Origin of the sequence: Mesorhizobium sp. NZP2234 (assembly GCF_013170765.1) — a bacterium.
Classification (GTDB): domain Bacteria; phylum Pseudomonadota; class Alphaproteobacteria; order Rhizobiales; family Rhizobiaceae; genus Mesorhizobium; species Mesorhizobium loti_D.
This window is the reverse complement of the sequence record NZ_CP033364.1, coordinates 6,135,176-6,156,721: the sequence shown is the minus strand read 5'-3', so window position 1 is coordinate 6,156,721 and position 21,546 is coordinate 6,135,176. Positions and strand designations below refer to the sequence as shown.

Sequence of the window (21,546 nt, the reverse complement as noted above, 5' to 3'; positions counted from 1 at the left end):
GTTTCCGGCCGTCAGGCCGGGCGTTTGATCCGCCCGGCCACAGCGCCCCATGCGGCCTTGATCATGCCGGCCAGCCCGCTCGGATAGGCCAGCATCACACCGATGATCAGCACCGCCGTGATCATCGGGCGCCATGCCCCGAAATCGGCCATCCACTCGGCAAAGACGGTCAGCACGAAGGAGGCGATGATGGCGCCATAGATGGTGCTGGTGCCGCCCAGCAGCACCATCGACAGGATGATGGTCGCCAGACTCATGCCGAAGACGTCGATCGAGGCATTGCGCTGGTAAGCGGCATAGAAGGCGCCGGCAATGCCGGTGAAGAAGGCGCTGGCGGCCAGCGTCAGCATGCGCTGGCGCACGATCGAGATGCCGCGGCTGATGGCGTATTCCTCGTTGTCGCGCAACGCCACGATGCTGGCGCCGGCACGCGAGCGCACGAACACGCGCAGGAACAAAGTGCTTGCCACCAGCAGCGCCAGGGCGATGTAGAAATAGGCTGATTTGCCGTCGCGGACCATGTTGTGGTCGAACCAGTAGAGTCCTGGAATGCGCACGATGCCTTGCGTGCCGCCGGTGATGTCGGACTGGCTGAGGATCACCTGCATCACCAGTTGCGCGAAGCCGAAGGTCACCAGGATGATGTAGATGCCTTTCAGCCGCAGGATCGGGATGGTTACCAGGATCGCCGCCAGCGTGGCGATGATGCCGCTGGCGAACAGCGCGATCCAGGGGTCGAGCCCGGCCAGCTTGGTCAGCAGGCTGTAGGCATAGACGCCGATGCCGAACAGCGCCAGATGGCCGAAATTGAAGACGCCGCCATAGCCGAGGCTGAGGTCCCAGTTCGAGGCGACGATGGCATAGATGAAGGCCATGATCAGGATGTGGCGGGCATAGGTGTCGCCGAAGACCAGCGGCAGCAGCGCGAGAAGCGCGAAGCCGAGCACGAAGCCGACGGCCTCATGCTTCCACGGCGTGCGGCCCGGCGCGATCGGGGTTCCCGCTGCCGTGCGGATTGGTGCCATCGTCGAGGTCGTGTCGGTCATGCGAGGCCTCGCGAGCGGCTGGCGAAGATGCCCTCGGGGCGCACCATCAGGGTCAGGATAAGCACGCCGAACAGCAATGCCGGCGTCCAGTAGAGGCCGAAATAGTAGCTGCAGGCGGCCTCGAAGAAGCCGATCAGATAGGCGGCGAAGATTGGTCCCGATATGCTGGATATGCCGCCGAAGACGACGACGATCAGCGCCTTGAGCAGCGGGTCGCTGCCCATGACAGGCGACATGAAGCGATAGCCGCCCATGAAGATGCCGGCGAGCCCCGCCAGCGAAGCGGCGATGGCGAAGGCCAGTCCGTAGAGCGCGGTGACATTCAGCCCGACCAGATGGCTGGCATCCTCGTTCTGCGCCACGGCGCGCAGCGCCAGTCCGAGCCGTGTGCGGTTAAGGAACATCCATAGCGCCGCCAGGATCAACGGCGTGATGACGATGATGGCGATCTGGTGCAGCGACACGCCGACGCCGCCTATGGTGGCGTTGCCGTCGATCAGTGCCGGGATCTGCTTCGAACGCGGCCCCCAGATGGTCAAGGCGCCGTTCTCGATCAGCGAGCCGGCGGCAAGCGTGGTGATGACGACGACCAGCACGATGTTGGGCCGGCCGATCAGCGGCCGCACGACGCTCGCCTGCAGGATCCAGCCGACGCCGGCCATGACGACGACGGCGACCGGAAAGGCCACCGCCGCCGGCAGGCCGAGTTCAACCAGTTGCCAGGCGACATAGGCACCGAGCATCATGAACACGCCATGGCTGAAATTGAACACGCCGATCGTCGTCCAGACCAGGGCCAGACCGACCGCCATCATGGCGTAGAGCGAGCCCTGGAACAGGCCGCCGAACAGGATTTCCGCCAATGCGCTCATGTTCGAAATCCTAATGGCCAAAATACATCGACATGATCTCGCCGTGGTCGAGGCTTTCGCCCGGCTTGATCTCGGTCGCCACCGCGCCATGATTGACGAGGTAGAGTTGCTGCGTCAGCTCGAGCAGGAATTCGATGTCCTGCTCGACGACGATCAGCGGCACGCCGCCGCGCGAAATGTCCATGACGGAAGCGCAGAGCTCGTCCTTGATCTTGGGTGCGAGGCCCAGCGTCGGCTCGTCGAGGATCAGCAGGCGCGGGTGGCTCATCAGCGCCGTGCCGATCGACACCATCTGGCGCTCGCCGCCCGACAGCGTGCGCACGCGCTGGCGCCAGCGTTCGGCCAGTTTGGGGAACAGCTTGACCACCTTCTCGCGGTTCTCCGCCTCATGCGGGCGGGCGCGCGACGAATAGGCGCCCAGCGCCATGCAGTCGGCGATGGAGAGGTCGGGAAACAGCCGGTTGCCTTGCGGCACATGGATCAGCCCGGTGCCGACGATGGCGCGGGCGCTACGGCCGGCGATGTCCTGCCCGTCGAACAGGATGCGGCCGCTTTTCGGCTGCAGCAGCCCGGAGATGGCGCGCAGCAGCGTCGTCTTGCCATGGCCGTTGGGCCCGAACAGGCCGACATTGCCGAAGCGGCCTGCCTCCAGCGAAATGTCGTGCAGCACGGTGACGCGGCCATAGCCTGCGGTCACGCCCTCGACGGTGAGAATGGGATTCACGCCACCGCCCTCCTGGTTCCGAGATAGGCTTCGATGACGCGCTGGTCGGCGATCACGCTCCCCGGTTCGCCGGCGGCGAGCACGCGGCCGTTGTTGAGCACCAGCAGGTGTTGCGACAGGCTCATCAGGAAGGTCAGCACATGCTCGATCAGGAGGATGGTGATCCCGCGTTCGGCGGTGCGGCGGATCAGGCCGATCGATGTCTCGATCTCGGGCTTGGTCAGGCTCGACGCCGGCTCGTCGAGCAACAGCATGCGCGGCTGCATGGCGATCGCGGTCGCAAGCATCAGGCATTTGCGCTCGAAGACGGACAGTTCGCCCGCCAGCCTCCCGAACGACGAGGACCCCAGTCCGACGAACTCCAGCGCTTCGGCGGCGGCTTCGCGGGCGGCCGCGGCCGCCTTTTCCTGCTTGCCGTAGCTTGCGCCGATCAAGGCGTTCTCGAAAACGGTCAGCCCGTCGAAGGAGGTCTCGCGCTGAAAGGTGCGGGCGAGGCCGAGGCGCGCGATGGCGTGCCCTGGTTTGCCGTTGATGGCGGTCCCGTCGAAGCGGATGCGGCCCCGGTCAGGTCCGAACGGGATGCCGGTGATGATGTTGAACAGCGTGCTCTTGCCGCTGCCGTTCGGGCCGGCGATGCCGAAAATCTCGCCGGCCTCGACCTTGAACGACACGCCATCGACGGCCTTCAGCGAACCGAAGGCCTTCGACACGTCGTCCAGTTCAAGCAGGGCCATGCCTCACTGCATCCAGGGCTGCGGCTTGAAGGCGCCGGTTGCGTATTTCTCCGGCGAGATCAGTGTGCGCTGGCCGTCCCAGATCTGGAAGAAGGTGATTGGGATATAGTCGTCGCCCTGCGTGGCAAGGTGGGTTGCGGGATCGAATTTCAACCGGCCCTCGGCGACCTGCTTGTCGGTCTCCGACAGCGCTTTCATGATCGCGGCGTGGTCCGATGCGCCACCGACCTTCTTGACCGCGTCGAAATAGACATTGGTCATTTCGTAGAGGCCGACGCCATAGGTCCCGCTCTCGACACCGTATTTCGCCTTGAACTTGGCCGCCACCTCGTCGGCGCGCGGGTTCTTCGGCGTCGTCAGCGCTCCGCCCAGGAGATTGTAGATGACACCGTTCGACTTCTTGCCGGTCAGTTCGACGAATTCCGGAACGCTCGGCGCATATTGCAGGAAGACCAGGCTCTTGGTCGGCTGCTCGAGGAACTGGTTCAGGAAGGATGCCGAATTGCCCGGCAGATAGTCGGTGTTGATGACGACGTCCGGGACATTCTCGCGCACCTTGGCGAGGATCGAGCGCCAGTCGGTCACTTCGCCGAACGGAACGATCTCGTCGACCGTGATGGTCCAGCCCTTCTCCTTGAAGGTCTTCTTCATGCCTTCGGAGATGGTCTTGGAGTAGGCGTTGTCCGAGGAGATGATGGCGACCTTCTTGGTCGGCAAGGTGATCTTGCCGTCGGCCGCGAGCTTCTCGACGAACAGGGTGACGTCGGTGTTGTAGGCGTCGAAGGATGGCGTCAGCGACCAGCAGCACATGTATTTGTCAGGGTTCGGCGCGATGATGTCCTTGGTCTGCTGCGAGGTGGCCGCGAGCATGTAGGGCATCTCTGCCTCGGCCATGTTGTCGATCTCGAAATTCGTCAAGCTGGCGTAACCGGTGAGCATGAACTGCACGCCGGGATCGCCGAGCAGGCGTTCGACCGCGCTGGTGACATTGCCGGCTGATTGATCCTTGACGTCGCCGACCACCAGTTCGAACGTGTTGCCGGCAACGCCGCCGGCCGCGTTTGCCTCGTCGATCGCCATCTGCACGCCGCGCTGGAATTCCTGGCCGTCCGCCGCGGCGGGCCCGGTGATGGGTGCGAGCAGGCCTATCTTGACGACGTCGGCGAAAGCGGGCGCGCTCGCCGTGGCAAACACGCCGATCAGCGCGCTGCTCATCAGCATATGGCGGATTCTGTTGCCTGCGGATTTGGATTTCATCGTGCGGTTCCCTGTTTTCCTCCCGTTCATCGGGAGTTGGATAATTGACAATCTACGCATAATTGTTCTTATTTGAAAAGGATTTTTCAACGCAACCTGACCGGGAAGACGGTTCCCGCAAAAGGTATGGAAGCTGTGGCGCTTTGCTGCGCATCTGCACTAAAACAAGGCAATTCCAGACGGAGCGGACCATGACGATCTCTCAGAAGACCCTTGAAACCAGCCACGGCAAGATCGCCGTTCGCGAGACCGGTGGCAAAGGCACCGCCGTGTTGCTGATCCACGGCAACTCCTCTTCCGGAGCTGTTTTCCGCAACCAGCTCGAGAGCCCTCTGGGCGAGCGCTACCACATCATCGCCCCCGATCTGCCGGGCCACGGGGCATCGGGTGATGCGATCGATCCGGACCGGTCCTACAGCATGGAGGGTTATGCCGATGCGATGACCGAAGTGCTGGGGCTGCTCGGTATCGGCAAGGCCATCGTCTTCGGCTGGTCGCTTGGCGGCCATATCGGATTGGAGATGATCGATCGCTTTCCCGGCCTGCTCGGGCTGATGATTACCGGCACCCCGCCCGTGGCGCCCTCGGAGGTCGGCAACGGCTTCAAGCCGAGCCCGCACATGCACCTTGCCGGGCAGGAAAGTTTCACTCCCGCCGATGTCGAGGCCTATGCGCGCAGCACCTGCGGTGAGCCGTTCGAACCATTTCTCCTCGACACTGTCGCACGCACAGACGGTCGCGCACGGCGCCTGATGTTCGAGAAATTCGCGGCCGGCACCGGCCGCAACCAGCGCGAGATCGTCGCCGGCAAGACGCCGCCGATCGCCGTTCTGAATGGCATCGACGAACCGTTCGTCAACACCGATTTCGTCGCGGCCGTGAAGATTTCCAACCTGTGGGAAGGCAAGGCGCATCTGCTCGACAATTCGGGCCATGCGCCGTTCTGGGATTCGCCCGACCGCTTCGATCCAATCTTCGCCCGCTTCCTGGCGAGCGTCGACAAGGGGTAACTTCGCGGGACGGCCTTCGCGACCGACAGCTGTCGGCAGGCAGAATACTGCGAGGCAATGGCTCCGATCTTGCCGGTGCCTTCAATAGGCGCATGCACGTAAAACCGTCTTCGGTTGCGAAGGCATGGCGCAAACAATCGCCAATATGCAAAGTATCGGCATTGCGCCAGTGGCTCGCCTGTGGTCGAAGGCGGCACTGGATGCCCGGCACCTCAGCAGTTGGACCGTTAAATGACCGTATTCACACGCCGCGGGCTTCTGAAAACGGCAGCGGTTGCTGGCGCCGGTGGGGTCGGACTCTCGGCCATCGGCAGGTTTGGCAGCTGGGCCGCGGCCAGTCCTGAACCGGTGGTGCTGCAGACGGCGAAAATCCAGGCCAGCCTGATGGACGTCGGCCCGACCAACAATGTGCTGACCTATGGCAGCGCCGGAATGCCGCCGGTACTGAGGATGAAGAAGGGCGAACCCTTCGCCGCTCGCCTGGTCAACGCCATCGACGATCCGACGACAATCCATTGGCACGGCATTCGCCTGCCGAACAAGATGGATGGCGTGCCCTTCCTGGTGCAGCCCTATGTCTATACCGGCGATCATTTCGACTACGCCTTCGCCCCGCCCGATGCCGGCACATTCTGGTATCACCCGCATTGCAACACGCTGGAGCAGATGGGCCACGGCCTGACCGGCGTGATCGTGGTCGAGAATCCGAACGACCCGAAATTCGACGCCGAATTCGTCCTCAATCTGCGCGATTGGCGTCTTGGCGACGACGGCCAGTTCATCGACCAGTTCCGGCCGCGCGATGCCGCCAGGACCGGCACCTACGGCACGGTGCGCACCGCCAACTGGCTCGATCAGCCGCAATATGACGCGCCGGCTGGCGGGCTCGTGCGTCTGCGGGTGGCGATATCAGATGTTACCCGCATCTACGCCTTTCGGGTCGACGGCGCCGAGGCGATCGTGATGGCGCTCGACGGCAATCCGGTGCCGCGGCGTTTTTCGCCCGATGCCTTGCTGCTGGGGCCGGGCCAGCGCATGGAGCTAGCCATCCGCATGCCGGATGATGAGGGCGCGGTCGTCAGCCTGCGAGACGTCAGGGGCACCAAGCCCAAGGTGCTCGCCACCTTGCGCGCGGTCGGCCGCTCGCTGAAGCGCGCCATTGGTGATGTTGCGCCGCTGGAGGTCAATCCGGTGGCTGAGGTGGACCTCACCGCCGCCCAGCATATTTCGCTGGCGCTCAGCGCCACGGCCGAAAACATCCCGAGCGATAGCATATGCGGTTCGCTCGGCTATGGTTTCTGGGCCATCAACAAGGTGCCGTGGCCGGGCGATACGCCGGACCCGACCGCGCCCCTGGCCGAACTGAAGCTCGGCAAGAGCTATGTCATCGACATGGAGAACCTGACGCCGCAGTCGCATCCGATGCATCTGCACGGCATGAGCTTCAAGGTGCTGTCGTCCTCGACACGGCAAGTGCAGCCGCTGATTTCCGACACCTATCTCATCCAGCCCAACGAGAAGGTTCAGCTCGGCTTTGTCGCCGACAATCCGGGCGACTGGCTGCTGCACTGCCACATCATCGAGCACCAGAAATCGGGCATGACGAGCTACGTCAGGGTGGCCTGACGCCGCGCGCCGTTGCCGGAGCCGCGTCGTCGGTGATCTACTTGCGCAGTTGCGCCTCGATCTCGTCGAGCACCTTGTCCTTGCCGATGCCGGTGAGGAAGGCGAGGCCCTTGATGACCGGCTTGGTCACCGAAGCCGAGATCGGGGTGGTGGCGACAATGAAGTCGACGCTGTCGGCCAGCCCCGGCACTTCGGTGGCTTTCGCCTGTTGCGCGTTGAAGGTCAGGCCGCGCTTCTTCATGGCCTCGGTGACCGCGACATTGACCGCCGTCGATGTCGCGATGCCCGTGCCGCAGGCAAAGAGAATAGTTTTTTGTCTGGACATCTCTTGCTTCTCCCTGGTTATCAGCCGAGCACGGCACGTACGTCGTCAAGCGTCCTGGCGGACCTCAAGCCGTCCAATGCCTCTGGATTCTGGATGGTGGCCATGACGGACTGCAGCGCTTCAATCTGCTTGTCCTTGTCATTGATGGCAAGCAGGAAGACAAAGCCGACCGGCAGCTTCTCGTCGGGATCTTCCATGTTGGCGAACGTCACCGGCTTTCTCAGCGTGCCCATCGCGATGCCGGGCTTCAGTACATGTTCGGGATCGGTATGCGGCACCGCGACATTGTCGGCGCGCTCCAGCGGCAGCCCCGTCGGGATGGTCATTTCGCGGCGCACGACCGCATCGGCATAGGAGCTTTTGACATAGCCAAGGCTCTCGAGCCGTTCGGCCAGGACGCGGATGATCTCCTCGTTGGTCGAGGCATCCGATCCGAGCACGATCGCTTCGGGATCCAGAAGCTGCATGAGGCTGTCGAACATGTTCTGCTCCGTCTATAAAAGTCGTGCGCCCGAGGAGGGCGCACGACGGTTTCAAGTTCAAGGCGCGATGGCGCTTAAGCGGTGCCTTCGGCCGGCTCGTCCTCGGCGCCCGCTGCCCGTTCCCAGCCGAGCGGGTTGCGGCGGTAGAGGATGAACAGCGCGGCGATGACGACGGCGATCAGAATGATGCCGACCAGCCCAAGCCCCTGGATCGCCTCGATGATCACGTAGGGAACCCACAGGAAGCCGTCGACCACCGAGGTGATCTGCAGCGCATCCGCCGGCAGCTTGAAGCCCGATGCGACGGCCGCACTGGTGAACAGCGGCGCCAGCGCGTTGGCGACATAGAAGCCGATGGCCAGCGTCACCGTGCCGATCACCACCATGCGGAACACATTGCCTTTGACCAGAGGCGCGGTCATGGCGACGATGAACGGGATGACCGCGAGGTCGGCGAACAGGATGACGCGGTTGCCCGGCAGGATCACCGACAGGATGATCGCGATCGGCACCAGGATCAGCGACGACGAGATCGCGGCCGGATGGCCGATCAGGATCGCCGAATCGAGGCCGACGAGCAGCTCGCGGTCGCCAGTGCGCTTGCGCACGAACTCCTGCGCCGCGTCGGAAACCGGAAGCAGGCCTTCCATCAGGATCTTCACCATGCGCGGCAGGAGCAGCATGACAGCCGCCAGTGTCATGCCGGTGCCCAGCACTTTGGCCAGCACCGTGCCGAGATCGCCCGCATTGTAGAAGGCGATGGCGCCGAGCACGAGGCCGATGATCAGGCCGAGCACGACCGGTTCCCCGAACACGCCGAAGCGGCGCTCGATGGTCTCGGTGTTGATGTTGATGCGGTTGATGCCGGGAATGCGGTCCATGATCCAGTTCAGGATGATGGCGATCGGCAGGATCTGCGCCGAGGCGAGATGCGGCACCGAAATGCCGGGCACGCCATAGAATTGCTGCACCGCGCGCGCCGACCAGTCGGCGAACAGCAGCGACAGCGCTGCGACCAGGGCCGCGATCGCGATGCCGTAGGCCAGATTGTTGGTGGCGGCGACGACGAGCGAGCCGACGAAGGCGAAGTGCCAGAAATTCCAGACGTCGACATTGAGCGTGCGCGTCATGCGCGTCAGCAACAGCACGATATTGACCAGGATGCCGACCGGAATGACCCACAGGCCGACCGACGAGCCGAAGGCGATCGCCGCCGCCGAGGGCCAGCCGACATCGATGATGTCGCGATGGATGCCGGTGTTGGTGACGATGGCCTTGGCGACGTCGCCGATCGACGTGAACATCAGCCCAAGCACAAGGTTGATACCGATGAAGGCGACGCCGATGGTGACGGCGGCACGGAAGGCCTTGCTGACCTTGGCCCCCAAGACCACGGCTATGATGAAAATGACGATCGGCAGCAGGATTGTCGCACCGAGCGTGTCGATGGCCCCCTTCAGGCCAGCGAGAACTGTATCCATTCTTCCTCCCCTGGAGCCCGAGCCTACGCCTCGCAATGCTCCTTGATCTCAGCCACGCCTTTGCCGCCAGCTTGGCGCAAAGGCACTCCCCAAATTGCCTCGCGGCGAACGCCCGTCGACCCATCGGTCCGATGAACATTTGCCTTTGTCAGCAAACGAATGTTTTATTTAGACTGTTCACAACAATGTCAATTGGCAACCCTTTGGGCCAATCGGTCGGGTGAGGGCGCCTTTTTCGGGCATTTTGGGCTGGGAATCGCGGCTTGCGAGCGGTTTCGTTGGCACACGGGACCAGTCCCTGCTAATGCGGCCGCAAATCAAGAAGCTGTGGACATCTGCATGACCAATGTCGCCTTGACCGGCCTTGCCCGCGATCTCGCCCAGCGTGCCGCCGAGGGCCGCCCGGTGCGCATCGGCGTCATCGGTTCGGGCGAAATGGGTACCGATCTGGTCACGCAAGGCATGCTGATGCCGGGCATTTCGGTCTGCGCCGTCTCCACGCGGCGTCCGCACACCGCGCGCGAGGCCATTCGCATCGCCTATGGCGATGAAGCGATGGCGGTCGAAGCCGACTCCGCGTCGAAAGTCACCGGCGCCATCGAGAGTGGCAGGATCGCCATCACGTCCAACGAGATGCTGGTCACCAATCCGCTCATCGACGTCGTCATCGACGCCACCGGCAAGCCGGGCGTCGCCGCCGATTTCGACCTGATGGCGATGGAGCATGGCAAGCATCTGGTGATGATGAATGTCGAGGCCGACGTCACCATCGGCTGTTACCTCAAGCAGCAGGCCGACCGGCTTGGCGTGGTCTATTCGGTCGGCGCCGGCGACGAGCCGTCGAGTTGCATGGAACTGATCGAGTTTGCTTCCGCGCTCGGCCTGACCATCATCTCGGCCGGCAAGGGCAAGAACAACCCGCTCAATCGTGACGCCGTGCCCGACGACTATCGCGAGGAAGCGATCCGCCGCAACATGAACCCGCGCATGCTGGTCGAGTTCGTCGACGGTTCCAAGACCATGGTCGAGATGTGCGCAATCGCCAACGCCACCGGCCTGGTGCCCGATGTGCCGGGCATGCATGGCCCGAAAGCCGACCGCGACGATCTCGTCAAGGTGCTGATCCCGCGCGAGGACGGCGGGCTGCTCACGAAAAAGGGCGTCGTCGACTATACCATCGGCAAGGGCGTCGCGCCCGGCGTCTTCGTCATCGTCGAGGCGACCCATCCGCGCATCATCGAGCGCATGGACGATTTGCATATCGGCCACGGTCCCTATTACAGCCTGTTCAGGCCCTATCATCTGACGTCACTGGAAGTGCCGCTGACCGCCGCCCGCATCATGCTTTTCGGCAAGCCCGACATGGTGCCGTTGCCAAGGCCCGTCGCCGAAGTCTGCGCCGTCGCCAAGCGGGATTTGGCCGCCGGCGAGATTTTCGATGCGATCGGCGAGACCTGCTATCGCTCCTGGACGATGACGGTCGAGGATGCTCGTGCCCAGCGCGCCCTGCCGGTCGGCCTGCTCGAGGGTGGCAGGGTGCTGAAGCCGGTCAGGAAAGGCGAACTGCTGACCGCCGACAACGCCGTGCCCGACCCGACGACAAGGCTGTTCGCCTTGCGCCGGCTGCAGGACGAGATGCTGTACGGGGCGACCTGAGTTTACTTCCCCAGCTCGATTGACCGCAGCCGCGCCGCCTCAACCGCTTCGGTGAGCAGATTGGTTAGCCGGTCGTCGCCCATCAGCACGCCAAGGGCGGCCGCCGTCGTGCCGTTCGGGCTGGTCACCTGCTGGCGCAGCACGCCTGGCTCCTCCTGGCTTTCGGCGGCAAGCGAGGCAGCGCCATAGACTGTCTGCATCGCGAGCAGCTTGGCGGTTGCCGGCGGCAGGCCCGCCTTCTCCGCGGCCACCGTAAGCGCTTCGATGAAGTGGAAGATATAGGCCGGCCCCGATCCCGACACGGCGGTCACGGCATCCATCAGGCCCTCGTCGTCGATGGTCGCGACTTCGCCGCTGGCCGACAGCAGGTCGGCGACGAAACGCTTGGTGTCGTCGGAAACCAGTTGATTGGAGAACACCACCATCATGCCCTTGCCGATCGAAGCAGGCGTGTTGGGCATGCAGCGCACGATCGGCGCGCGGTTTCCCAGGATTCCTTCGAAGGTCGCCACTGGCGTGCCGGCGGCGATGCTGACGAACGTGGTGCGCCCGTCGCCAAGGCGCTTGTAGTCGGCGGTGACGTCGCGGATCACTTGCGGCTTCACCGCGATGACGACCAGATCAGGCACTGCGTCGGCTGGAAGAGCGCCGGCATCTCCAGCCGTGCCGCAACCGAGTGCGGCGGCGCGTTGGCGAAGATCGGCGTTGGGTTCGACGACGAAAACCGCCGACGGCGCAAGCTTGCCGGATTTCAGCCAGCCCGCGAGCATGGCGTAACCCATATTGCCGCAGCCGGCGAGAACAAGCCTGATCGTCATCTGAAAGCCCTCCGAGGAAAGGCCTCACATAAACGTTCGCGCCGCGTCCGGAAAGCCCTGTCAGACTGGGCGGGCAGGCTTGCGCACCGCGATCGGACGCAGCGACACTTGCCTCAGGCCAAGCACGCCAAGCACGAAGAACAGCCAGACCGGATCGCCGCGATGGAAAAAGAAGCTTTCCAGGAAGGCGTTCAGCGCGGTGAACAGCACCACCATCATGAAGAAGTCGCCGAGATAGATGTTTTCCTTGCGCAGCGGAATGCGCATGTAGTCACGCAGCGGCGCGATGAGAAAGGTGTAGACCGCCACGCAAAGCGCCGGAACGCCCATCAGCACGGCGATGTCGAGATAGCCGTCATGGCCGTGCACAATCGTTCTGATGTCCCAGGGACGATCGAAGGGCTGATCTTGGTTGAGCAGCAGCGGCGTGCCCCAGAAGCTCTCATAGCCGTAGCCGGTCCACGGCTTCTTCGCCAGCATCGAGCCGGCGAACTCCCACAGCGTCGTGCGGCCGGTATAGGTCATGTCGGGGAAATAGATCGCCGCCAGATGTTTCACCGGCGGCAGGAAGACAATGCCCAGCGTGCCGACCGCCGTCGCGATGATCGCCAGCGCAAACAGGATCGGCGTACCGAGCCGCATGCCCATCAGGCTCGGCAGCACCACGATCAGGATCGAGAACGGCACCAGCCCGGCGGTCGTCTTGGAGCCGGTGTGCAGCATGAAGATCATCGCAGCGCAGAAGATGCCCGCGCCCCACCAGCGCTGTCCGCGCCGGTAGAGGTAAAGGCCGGCGAAACTGAAGCAGGCCATGATCGGGCCGGCGATGTTCTTGTGGGTGAAAACGCCGCGCCACAGGCCGGCATGTTCCGGCTCCTGCGAGTCGGCCGTGTGCAGCGCTTCATGCGGAAAGACGATCAGGCCGAGATAGGAAAGGCCCATGACCACGACGGCGGTGAAGATGATGACTTTGGAGAAGGATTCGGCATCACGCGGCAGCGCCAGGATCGTTGCCATGGTCAGGATGCCGATCATGGTGAAGGAAGCCGCGCGCATGGCCGAGGGCGGGTCGGTCGCCAGCACCACCGACAGGAAGAAGAAACCCAGCATCAGTATCCAGGACGGGCTGAGCAGCGAGCGCACGATGCGGGGATCGGCGAAAGCCATCAACGAGAAGATCGAAATGGCGCCGAGCGAACCAAAGCCGAGCTGGTTGACGATGTCGCCGCCCTCGCCGGTGAGTTCGGCGCCGGCCGGCTGGAACGGCCGGAAGGATACCATGATGACGGTGAACAGGAGCGCGGCGACCGCGGTCGCGACGCCGTCGCGCGTGAACGCGTCGCTGAGCGGGGCGCGCTCAGTTTTTCTCGGGCTGGCGATACTGCTCATTGGCATATCCAAATTCGGCCAGCACGCGGCCGAGCGCCACATGGATGGGGTAGACGGCGATCGCCGGCGATCCGGTCCGCGCCAGCCGGATCAGGCCGCGAAACGGCGAAGCGGCAAGCAGTGCCAGGCTCTTCGCGAATACCTTGACGCCGGCCAGCGGCGTGCCGGCGCGCTTCTTCTTCTCGACCAATGTCGAGATCACGCCGTTGCGCAGGCTGCGGGCCCGGATCCAGTCGGCTTCGATACGCCGTGCCGGAACGGTTTCGCGCACCTTTGCCTCGGCGCACCAGCCGAGCACGAAGCCCCTTTGGGCCGATCGGCTGAGGAAGTCGGAATCGCCGCCGCCCATGAAGTTGAACCTGAGATCGAGGAAGGGCGGCCCCATGGCGATCAGCACGTTGCGACCGACCAGGAGATTGCCCGACGAATAGAGCGCCGCCACGCGTCCCGTCTCCCGGTAAGGTGGCGCGAAGACAGGATGTTCGGCCCATTTCGCGTGGGCGGGGTCGGCGAAGACAGGCACCTGCGGGCCGCCGACAATATCGGCGCCGAGCGTCTCGGCGGCCAGGCACATGCGTTCCAGCCAATGCGGATCGGCGATCTCGTCATCGTCTATGACCAGCAGGTGCCTGAAGTTCGGGAAGTGCAGGATCGCCGTCTGCCAGCCCGCATTGTAGGCACTGCAATTGCCGCGCTCATGCGCGATGATGACCATGCCCGGTATCTCGCCGCTCTCGAACAGCGGCAGCACCGCCTTGGCGCCGTCACGCGCCTCGGCTTCATTCTCCATGACGATGACCGCAAAGCGCCTGCCGGTCCGCTGGGCGCGGAGCGAAGCCAGCGTCTCCAGCACCTGTTCGGGCCGCTTGAAGGTCGGCAAGGTGACCACCGCTTCGACAGCCTCCACGTCAAGCCGGGGAGACCGTCCAGCGATCGATACCGAACCATCCGATGGCAAAGGGATCATCCGTGTCCAGCCACATGGTGAGTCGCGTTCTGGTAGCACCACGGTGATAAGGTTTCGTTAATCACCTTGCATGGAGAAGCCCGTCGGGCAGGGGCTTTCGGGCGTCGATTGTGCTCGCTTAATCAAGGGTTCACCGCGTTTTGCTACCGGCTACACCACAGGATAGGTGAGATGCATCTGCTGTTCGTCACATCGATCGTGCCCGACGGTGCTCTCGCCTCGGGCTACGAGATCGCCAATGCCGCGATCATCGCCGCCTTGCGGCGGGCTGGCGCGCGCGTCACGGTCATCGGCTTCATTTGGCCCGGGAAAGCCGCTTCCGATCCTGAAAACACCGTGGTGCTGGGTGCGGTCGACGTTCGCACGGAAAGCGCCTCGGCACTGAAAAAGCTCAGCTGGGTCGGCAAGGCGATGCTGTCAGGCCTGACCTTCTCATCGGTCAAGTTGCGCGCGGTGTCCGACCGCGATGTTCGGGCCGCCATCGAACGGGCCGGTCCGTTCGATGGCTATGTGCTGAACTCCGTGCAGTTCGCCGGTGCCTTCGAAAAGCTTCTGGAAGACCGGCCTTCGCTCTTCGTCGCCCACAATGTCGAGCATCTCTCGGCGCGGGAGAATGCGGCCGCCGCCGGCGGCCTTTTCCAGCGCCTGCTGTTTCGCCGCGAGGCAAGGCTGCTCAAGATCGTCGAAGAGCGTCTCTGCCGCCGCGCGCGCTTCGTCTTCACGCTGGCCGAGGAAGACCGCGCTGCACTCGGCGTCGCCACCGATAACCGCTCGGCGGTGCTGCCGCTGGTGACCGGCGCCAGCGCGCCCGCGCTGAAAGGCCCGCGCCGGATCGAGTGCGACGCCGCCTTGATCGGCACCTGGACCTGGCAGCCGAACCGCATCGGCCTCGACTGGTTCCTGGCCAAGGTGGTGCCGCATCTGCGGCCGGATTTCCGCATCCGCATCGCCGGCCACATGCCTTCCGGTGTGACCTCGGTGCATCCTGGTGTCGAGTTTGTCGGCCGTGTCCCGGATGCAAGGGCGTTCGTAAGCGGCGCGGCTGTCATCCCGCTGATCAGCACCGCCGGCAGCGGCGTACAACTGAAGACCATCGAAACCTTCGAACTCGGTCTGCCGTCGGTCGCCACCGGCCGCTCGCTGCGCGGCATCGACCATCGTCCCGACAATTGCGTCGTCACCGACGATCCAGTCGCTTTCGCCAGGTCGCTGGAGGCTGCCGCGGCCGACATCCGGGACGTCGACGGCAGCGCATTCCATCGCCGGCAGGTCAAGGCGCTCGATACCGCCATCCAACTCGGCCTGGAAAAGCTGGGGGCAGTCAGGCGGGAGGTGTTTGCATGAACATGCACACCGCCCGCGCCGCATTCGGCCTCGACAGCCTGAAGACGGTCCTCGGCATTTCGGTGCTCGCCATCCGCTGGGACGATGCGATCGCCCTGCTGAACCGGCTGATCGCCGAGCGGCGCTTCACCAAGGTCAGTTTCCTCAACGCCCACAATGCCAATATCGCCTATACCGACCCGGTCTTCGCCGAGGCGCTCGATGATTTCCTCATCCTGCCGGACGGCATTGGCGTCGATCTCGCCGCCAAGCTTCTCTATGGCTCGCCGTTTCCGGACAATCTCAACGGCACCGATTTCGTGCCAGCCTTCCTGCAGGCCTCGACGCGGCCGCTGACCGTCGGGCTGCTCGGCGCGACGCGTGTCAATGCCGAGGCGGCGTCGGTCAAGCTGGCCGCCCTTGCCGTGCAGCACAATTTCGTGGTCGTTCATGACGGCTATTTCTCCGCTGAGCAGGAACCGGAGATCATCGGCCGGATCGCGGCGCTGCGGCCCGACATGCTGTTGGTCGCCATGGGCGTGCCAAGACAGGAACTGTGGATAGCGCGTCATATCGACGAGCGCCATTGCACCATGCCGGTCGCTGTCGGTGCGCTGCTCGATTTCCTCAGCGGCTCGGTGCCGCGCGCGCCGCTGTGGATGCGCCGCCTGCGCCTGGAATGGCTGTTCCGGCTGGCGGTCGAGCCGGGCCGCCTCTGGCGCCGCTATGTGGTCGGCAATCCGGTGTTCTTGTGGCGGGTCATCAAGCAGAGATGGTCGCGCGGAGCCGAGACGGCGGGAGAATTCCGTTGAACAAACGGTTCGTTCCAGACGCCCTTGCCGGCCCGGGCCTGTTGCCGAAAACGCCGACGGCGGCGGTGGTGACGGCAAGCTATGCGCCGGATTTCGAACGCTGCCGCCTGTTGTGCGAGACCCTCGACCGGCATGTCTCGGGTGCCGCGCACCATTACATCCTGGTCGAGCGTCGCGATGTCGCGCTTTTCCGCCAGCTGGAAACAAGCCGGCGCACTATCGTCGATGAGCGCGACCTGCTGCCGCGCTGGCTGCGCGCTTTGGACGACCCGCTCAGCCTGTTCCGCCGGCGTGTCTGGCTCAGCCTGAAGACGCAGCCGCTGCGCGGCTGGCACGTGCAGCAACTGCGCCGTATCGCCATTTCGGCCCATGCTAGTGAAGACGTATTGGTCTTCTGCGATTCCGACGTCGCTTTCCTCAAGCCTTTCCACTGTGCCGCCTTCTGGCGCGACGGCAAGGCGCGCCTGTTTCGCCGCGACGGCGTGCTGGCGGATGAGGGTCATGACGAGCATCGCATCTGGTCACGCAATGCGGGTTCGGCACTTGGCATCGACCCGTCCCGCATATCGGCCCACGATTACATCTCGACCCTGATTGCCTGGCGTCGCGACGCCGTGATTGCCATGTGCGGTCAGATCGAGAAGGTCCATGGCCGCGACTGGGTCGAGGTCGTCGGCTCGGCGCGCAGATTCTCCGAATGCATGATCTATGGCCGCTATGTCGACGATCTGCTGGACGGCGCCGGCCACTTCCACGGTTCGGAAGAATTCTGCCGCGTCCACTGGACGGGCGAAGCGTTGTCGGACGACGAGTTCCGCCGCTTCGTTGCCGGCATGGCGCCGGATCAGGTGGCGATCGGCATGCAATCCTTCATCGGCACCGATATCGGCCGCATCCGCCGCCTGATCGGGCTCGATTAGCCTCACCCGAATTCAGATTGCCTTCGCCGGTTTGCGCATTGCCGAATAGGTCAGCAGCATCGACGCGAGATAGAGCAACAGGAAGACGACATTGAGCGACAGCACCAGCTTCGACGTATCGGAGATGGTGGTCAGCACATAGGTCAAAAGCAGCGCCTTCAGTGCGGCGAGCAGGCCCAGATTGAGCGCCCGTACCAGCGTCTGGCCGCGCGCGAAGAGGAGTTCGGCCTGGTATTCGACCAGATTGCGCAGCCCCGGAACGCAGATCGCCAGCGCCACCAGCGGCGCGGCCTCGGAGACATTCCTGCCAAGCGCGTTGGGGAAGAAGTGCAGCACGATGCCAAGCACCAGCAGCGCCAGCGTCGAAACGAGGAAGACGCCCCCTTCGATGCCGCTCTTGACCGTCAGCCGCGACAACAGGTCCGGCGCGCGCATCATGCGCTGCACCAGCATCATGGAGAAGGTGCGGATCGGGATCGCGGTCAGGTCGACCAGCCGCATGATGATGGCATAGATACCGGCCAGATGCGGGCCGCCGATCGCCAGCACCAGCAGCTTGTCGAATTCCGATTGCAGATAAAACAGCACTTCGGCGCCGGCGACATAGATGGAATCGGCAAGCCGCCGCAGATAAAGCGCGATGCGCAGCCGCAGTCTTTGGCGCGGATAGAACCAGCTGAAGGCCAGTAGCAGCGAGGCGGTATTGGCGCCGATATAGAACCACGACCACGCCCAGATGCTGTGCTGCGCCGAGATCATGAACAGCACCGCGCCAAGCGCCCGCAGCGCCGTCGCCAGGATTGCCAGCACGGCGGCACGGCCGAACTTGCCCAGCCCGTTGTTGACGATCAGGGCCACCTCCACCGGCCGCCACAACAGCGCTTCGGCGAACACGATCGCCGAGAACACCGACAGAGGCACGGTGCCGGCGAAGAAGATCAGGTAGACGCCGAACGAGGCCGCGGCCAGCAGCGGCAGCGAGACGATGCCGAGCAGCAGGAAGCCGGCGGTGAAGGTGCCGATCAGGTTGGGGCGGATGGTGGCGGTGCGATAGAGCGCCGAGATGAAACCGAAGGCCAGGATCCGCGACAGCATCACGCCGGCCGCCGAAGCGGTGGCGAACATGCCGAACTCGGAGATCGACAAGGTGTTGGCGAGCGCGATGAAATAGGCCAGCGAAAACACCAGTCGCCCGCCGGCGCCGCTGATCGCCGAGAAATAGTCGCGGACCAGCCCCCGTCGCTCGGCCACGAAAGTGCCGATCCGGGCGAGAGCACGCCTTTGCGGTATGCCGCGAGCTTCGGTCATGTACCGGGAAGCCATAGGCGGGAAAGCTTAACGTGCCGTTCTGAGGCCCGAATGCCCGGAAAATCCGGCACTTGAGGTTATGAAAAGCTTGCACGCGGGCCTGCCGAAATTAACCTTTTGTTTCCTATGCTTGTTTAGCGTGGCTTAACGAATAGCCGACCGCCGCTGCCAAGTGGCCAAAGGGTAAAGCTCCAAGACAATGGTCGACAGGGAAAACCGTGAAGACTGGAGGCGCGAGCGTTCATTGCTGGCGCTCGGCCAGGCCATGCGCGGTGAGGACGACGCGTCCCTGGTCTCGATAGGGGATCGGGCGGACCCGTCATGGCGCGAAGATGCCGCCACGCGCCATCGCCTTGCCCGTTCACGGCGTGAGGCGCGGACGAACCCAACGCCATCCGCGGCCGCCGTCGAAGTTGAGCCGTTCCGGCCGGACGAGCAGCCGGAAGCGGCCGCACAGGACGATGCCTGGCGCTCGCGGGAGGACGCCGGCAGCGGCGATCTGCCGCCGGCCGTGCAGGGCGCACGGATGGCACCTGAAAAACCTTCCGGCAGCGCTCGATCTTATGACACATCCGTATCCCGCCGATCTGGCGAAACGGATGGCTCTTTCGGCGATCGTGGGGACGACCAGCATTGGAAACCGCTGATCGATCCGATGCAGGTGGTGCGCGGCATTGCCAGGTCAAAGCTGCTGATCATCACGACCACGCTGATCGGTGCCGGCCTCGGTATAGCGATCGCGTTGTCGACGCCGAAGAAATATGAAGCCACCGCCGAACTGATCGTCGATCCGCGCGACCTCAAGCTCACCGATCGCGACCTCACCCAGAATGTCGTCGCCTCCGACGCCACCCTTGCCATTGTCGAGAACCAGGTCAGGGTGCTGACCTCGGGCACCGTTCTCAACAAGGTCGTCGACAAGCTCAATCTGACCAACGATCCGGAGTTCAATGGCCAGGGTGCCGGCGGGCTCGGCATCAGGTCTCTCATTCGCTCGGTTCTGTCGCGCCAGGATGGCGCGAGCGGTGCCGACGAGGTTCGCCGGCGTGCGCTTGCCGTCGGCAATCTGGCCGAAAGCCTTTCGGTCGAGCGTGGCGGCAAGACCTTCGTCATCACCGTCAGCGCGACCACGCAGAATGGCGAGAAATCGGCTCTCATCGCCAACACGATGACGGATGTGTTTCTGCAGACATTCGGCCAGATCCAGTCCGATACGGCCGGCCGCGCGACCGACGAACTGACGGCAAGGCTCGATGAACTGCGCAAGGGCGTCGAGGCGGCCGAGCGCAAGGTCGAGGATTTCAGGGCTTCGCATGACCTCGTTGACGCACAGGGTCATCTGATCAGCGACGACGAGATGCTGAAGCTCAACGAGCAGCTGTCCATCGCCCGCGCCCGCACGCTGGAGCTCAATGCAAGGGCGGCTTCAGCGCGCTCGATCGACGTCAATTCGGTTCTTTCCGGCACCTTGCCGGAGGAGATCAACTCCAACTCGATGAGCGACCTGCGCTCGCAATATGCGACGCTCAAGCAGGAGGCCGACCGCGCCGCCATCCGGCTCGGCCCGCGTCATCCCGAACTCCAGGCGCTCAACGCGCAGATCGCCGGCGCGCGCGACCGCATCGCCGGTGAATTGCGCCGCATCGCTTCCTCGCTGCAGGTCGACCTGAAACGGGCCGTCCAGCTCGAACAGGATCTCTCTTCCCGCCTTGCCCAGCTCAAGGTGCGCAGCGGCGACGTCAACAATGACCTGGTGTCGATGCGTGAACTGGAGCGCGAGGCCAGCGCCAAGCGCTCCGTCTATGAACAGTATCTTCTGCGCGCCAAGGAGACCGGCGAGCAGAAGGACATCAACACCGCCAATATGAACGTCATCTCCAAGGCTTTCGCGCCGCTTGAAGCGAAAGGCCCGTCGCGGGCCCTGATGGCGCTTGCCGGCCTGGTCCTGGGTTTTGCCTCTGGAATTGGTCTCGGCGCGATGCGCGGCGCCTATGAAAGCCTGCGCGAGACCGCGACATCGCGGTCGCGCCGCGACCGCAAGCCGCCTCTCGAGGACCAGGCATTGCGGACGGCACCGCCGCCCGCACCGCCAATGCCGGCAGCGCCGGTGCCCCCAGCGCCGCCACCGCCGGCACCTGCATCGCCACCGCCTGCATCACCACCGCCCTTGGCACAGGCCGGAGCCGCTCCCGTCGAAAGGCCCGGCCGTATCGGTGCGTTCATGGCGAAGCTGCGCGATGCCGTGTCCCGCAAGCCCTCCGCGGAGGTGGATGATGCCAGCGAGTTCGCCGCCTTTGGTGAGAACGCGCGGCCGGCGGATGCTGCCATGCCTTCCGGCTTCCAAAACCCGGATGCCGCTTTCATGCCCCGGCCAGGGATATCGGACTATGCGCGGCCGCCTTTCCCGTCAGGCTTCGATGCCGCCTATTCCCAGCCGATGGGGCCGCCGTCGCGGTCGCCGATAATGCCGCTGCACCCGCTCTATCCGCCGCCGCCCTATCCCCATGCACAGCAGGCCGGCTATCCGCAAATGCAGCCGTGGCAGGCGCAGTCGCCGGCCAGCAATCCCTACGCCCAGGCCATGGCGCCCTATGCCGGGCAAATGCCGCATCCATCGCAGCCCGTTCAGCCGCAGCCACCGGCCTATCCGGCTCAGCCACCGGTGGAGGCTCCGCAGGCCGAGGAAAGCACAGAGCACGCGCCGATCGAGGAAATCCGCGCCAGCCTGCGCGAATTTCGCGAGGCGGTCCGCGAACTCACCGAGAGCCGCGCCCGCCGCCGCTACTTCTGAGCCAC

Annotated in this window: 19 protein-coding genes; 7 read left to right on the top strand and 12 right to left on the bottom strand. The window is 64.2% G+C overall.

All coding sequences use genetic code 11. The annotated features are described in order from the left end of the window. Positions 1-11: 11 nt before the first annotated feature. The 5 genes from EB230_RS29795 to EB230_RS29775 are packed head-to-tail and all read right to left on the bottom strand — an operon-like array spanning position 12 to position 4,633. Positions 12-1,046 carry a branched-chain amino acid ABC transporter permease gene (locus EB230_RS29795; RefSeq protein WP_056566008.1) on the bottom strand — a complete coding sequence of 345 codons (1,035 nt, stop codon included), beginning with the start codon at positions 1,044-1,046 and terminating at the stop codon, positions 12-14. Next, the gene (locus EB230_RS29790) at positions 1,043-1,918 is read right to left on the bottom strand and encodes a branched-chain amino acid ABC transporter permease (protein ID WP_056566011.1); all 876 of its coding nucleotides are present in this window, start codon (positions 1,916-1,918) and stop codon (positions 1,043-1,045) included. The genes EB230_RS29795 and EB230_RS29790 overlap by 4 nt, the downstream gene beginning before the upstream one ends. 10 nt (positions 1,919-1,928) lie before the next feature. Beyond that, a complete protein-coding gene (locus EB230_RS29785) occupies positions 1,929-2,642 on the bottom strand; it encodes an ABC transporter ATP-binding protein (protein ID WP_056566014.1) in 714 nt (237 codons plus the stop codon). Continuing rightward, the gene (locus EB230_RS29780) at positions 2,639-3,376 is read right to left on the bottom strand and encodes an ATP-binding cassette domain-containing protein (protein WP_056566016.1); all 738 of its coding nucleotides are present in this window, start codon (positions 3,374-3,376) and stop codon (positions 2,639-2,641) included. The genes EB230_RS29785 and EB230_RS29780 overlap by 4 nt, the downstream gene beginning before the upstream one ends. A 3-nt stretch (positions 3,377-3,379) precedes the next feature. After that, on the bottom strand, positions 3,380-4,633 hold the full coding sequence (locus EB230_RS29775; RefSeq protein ID WP_056566019.1) for an ABC transporter substrate-binding protein: 1,254 nt from the start codon (positions 4,631-4,633) through the stop codon (positions 3,380-3,382). A 191-nt stretch (positions 4,634-4,824) separates the two neighbouring features. Here EB230_RS29775 and EB230_RS29770 point away from each other — a divergent pair, with 191 nt between their 5' ends. Continuing rightward, positions 4,825-5,643 (top strand): alpha/beta hydrolase, encoded by an 819-nt coding sequence (locus EB230_RS29770; protein ID WP_056566022.1) that lies wholly within the window; start codon positions 4,825-4,827, stop codon positions 5,641-5,643. A 231-nt stretch (positions 5,644-5,874) separates the two neighbouring features. After that, positions 5,875-7,269 carry a multicopper oxidase family protein gene (locus EB230_RS29765; RefSeq protein WP_056566025.1) on the top strand — a complete coding sequence of 465 codons (1,395 nt, stop codon included), beginning with the start codon at positions 5,875-5,877 and terminating at the stop codon, positions 7,267-7,269. Positions 7,270-7,306: 37 nt separating this feature from the next. On the opposite strand, the gene EB230_RS29760 is transcribed toward EB230_RS29765, so the two are convergent. From EB230_RS29760 to EB230_RS29750, 3 genes are all read right to left on the bottom strand, one after another. Further along, positions 7,307-7,594 carry a PTS sugar transporter subunit IIB gene (locus tag EB230_RS29760; protein WP_056566028.1) on the bottom strand — a complete coding sequence of 96 codons (288 nt, stop codon included), beginning with the start codon at positions 7,592-7,594 and terminating at the stop codon, positions 7,307-7,309. Positions 7,595-7,614: 20 nt separating this feature from the next. After that, on the bottom strand, positions 7,615-8,076 hold the full coding sequence (locus EB230_RS29755; protein WP_056566031.1) for a PTS sugar transporter subunit IIA: 462 nt from the start codon (positions 8,074-8,076) through the stop codon (positions 7,615-7,617). Positions 8,077-8,150: 74 nt separating this feature from the next. Further along, positions 8,151-9,557, bottom strand: coding sequence for a PTS transporter subunit IIC (locus EB230_RS29750; protein WP_056566034.1), 1,407 nt, complete (start codon positions 9,555-9,557; stop codon positions 8,151-8,153). Positions 9,558-9,896: 339 nt separating this feature from the next. Between EB230_RS29750 and EB230_RS29745 the strand changes: the two genes are divergently transcribed. Then, on the top strand, positions 9,897-11,213 hold the full coding sequence (locus EB230_RS29745) for an NAD(P)H-dependent oxidoreductase (RefSeq protein WP_056566036.1): 1,317 nt from the start codon (positions 9,897-9,899) through the stop codon (positions 11,211-11,213). A 2-nt stretch (positions 11,214-11,215) separates the two neighbouring features. Here the strand turns inward: EB230_RS29745 and proC are convergent, their stop codons facing one another. From proC to EB230_RS29730, 3 genes are read right to left on the bottom strand one after another with little or no spacing between them, the layout of a single operon-like run. Continuing rightward, complete coding sequence (gene proC / locus EB230_RS29740; RefSeq protein WP_056566040.1) at positions 11,216-12,031, bottom strand: pyrroline-5-carboxylate reductase; 816 nt, start codon at positions 12,029-12,031, stop codon at positions 11,216-11,218. 60 nt (positions 12,032-12,091) lie between these two features. Further along, positions 12,092-13,420, bottom strand: a complete 1,329-nt coding sequence (locus EB230_RS29735; RefSeq protein WP_056566042.1) for an O-antigen ligase — start codon at positions 13,418-13,420, stop codon at positions 12,092-12,094. Then, positions 13,389-14,387 (bottom strand): glycosyltransferase, encoded by a 999-nt coding sequence (locus tag EB230_RS29730; RefSeq protein ID WP_056566045.1) that lies wholly within the window; start codon positions 14,385-14,387, stop codon positions 13,389-13,391. Before EB230_RS29730 ends, EB230_RS29735 begins: the two co-directional genes overlap by 32 nt. A 171-nt stretch (positions 14,388-14,558) precedes the next feature. Between EB230_RS29730 and EB230_RS29725 the strand changes: the two genes are divergently transcribed. Genes EB230_RS29725 through EB230_RS29715 form a run of 3 tightly spaced genes read left to right on the top strand, consistent with a single transcriptional unit; the run spans position 14,559 to position 17,442 of the window. Continuing rightward, on the top strand, positions 14,559-15,731 hold the full coding sequence (locus EB230_RS29725; protein WP_056566047.1) for a glycosyltransferase: 1,173 nt from the start codon (positions 14,559-14,561) through the stop codon (positions 15,729-15,731). Further along, complete coding sequence (locus EB230_RS29720) at positions 15,728-16,522, top strand: WecB/TagA/CpsF family glycosyltransferase (RefSeq protein ID WP_056566050.1); 795 nt, start codon at positions 15,728-15,730, stop codon at positions 16,520-16,522. The genes EB230_RS29725 and EB230_RS29720 overlap by 4 nt, the downstream gene beginning before the upstream one ends. Beyond that, positions 16,519-17,442: a DUF6492 family protein gene (locus EB230_RS29715; RefSeq protein WP_056566053.1), complete on the top strand. Its 924-nt coding sequence runs from the start codon at positions 16,519-16,521 to the stop codon at positions 17,440-17,442. The genes EB230_RS29720 and EB230_RS29715 overlap by 4 nt, the downstream gene beginning before the upstream one ends. 12 nt (positions 17,443-17,454) lie before the next feature. Here EB230_RS29715 and EB230_RS29710 read toward each other — a convergent pair whose 3' ends face one another. Next, positions 17,455-18,750 (bottom strand): lipopolysaccharide biosynthesis protein, encoded by a 1,296-nt coding sequence (locus EB230_RS29710; protein ID WP_172374478.1) that lies wholly within the window; start codon positions 18,748-18,750, stop codon positions 17,455-17,457. Between the two features lie 199 nt (positions 18,751-18,949). On the opposite strand from EB230_RS29710, the gene EB230_RS29705 reads away from it, so the two are divergent. After that, positions 18,950-21,541, top strand: a complete 2,592-nt coding sequence (locus EB230_RS29705; RefSeq protein WP_056566059.1) for a GumC family protein — start codon at positions 18,950-18,952, stop codon at positions 21,539-21,541. Positions 21,542-21,546: the final 5 nt, after the last annotated feature.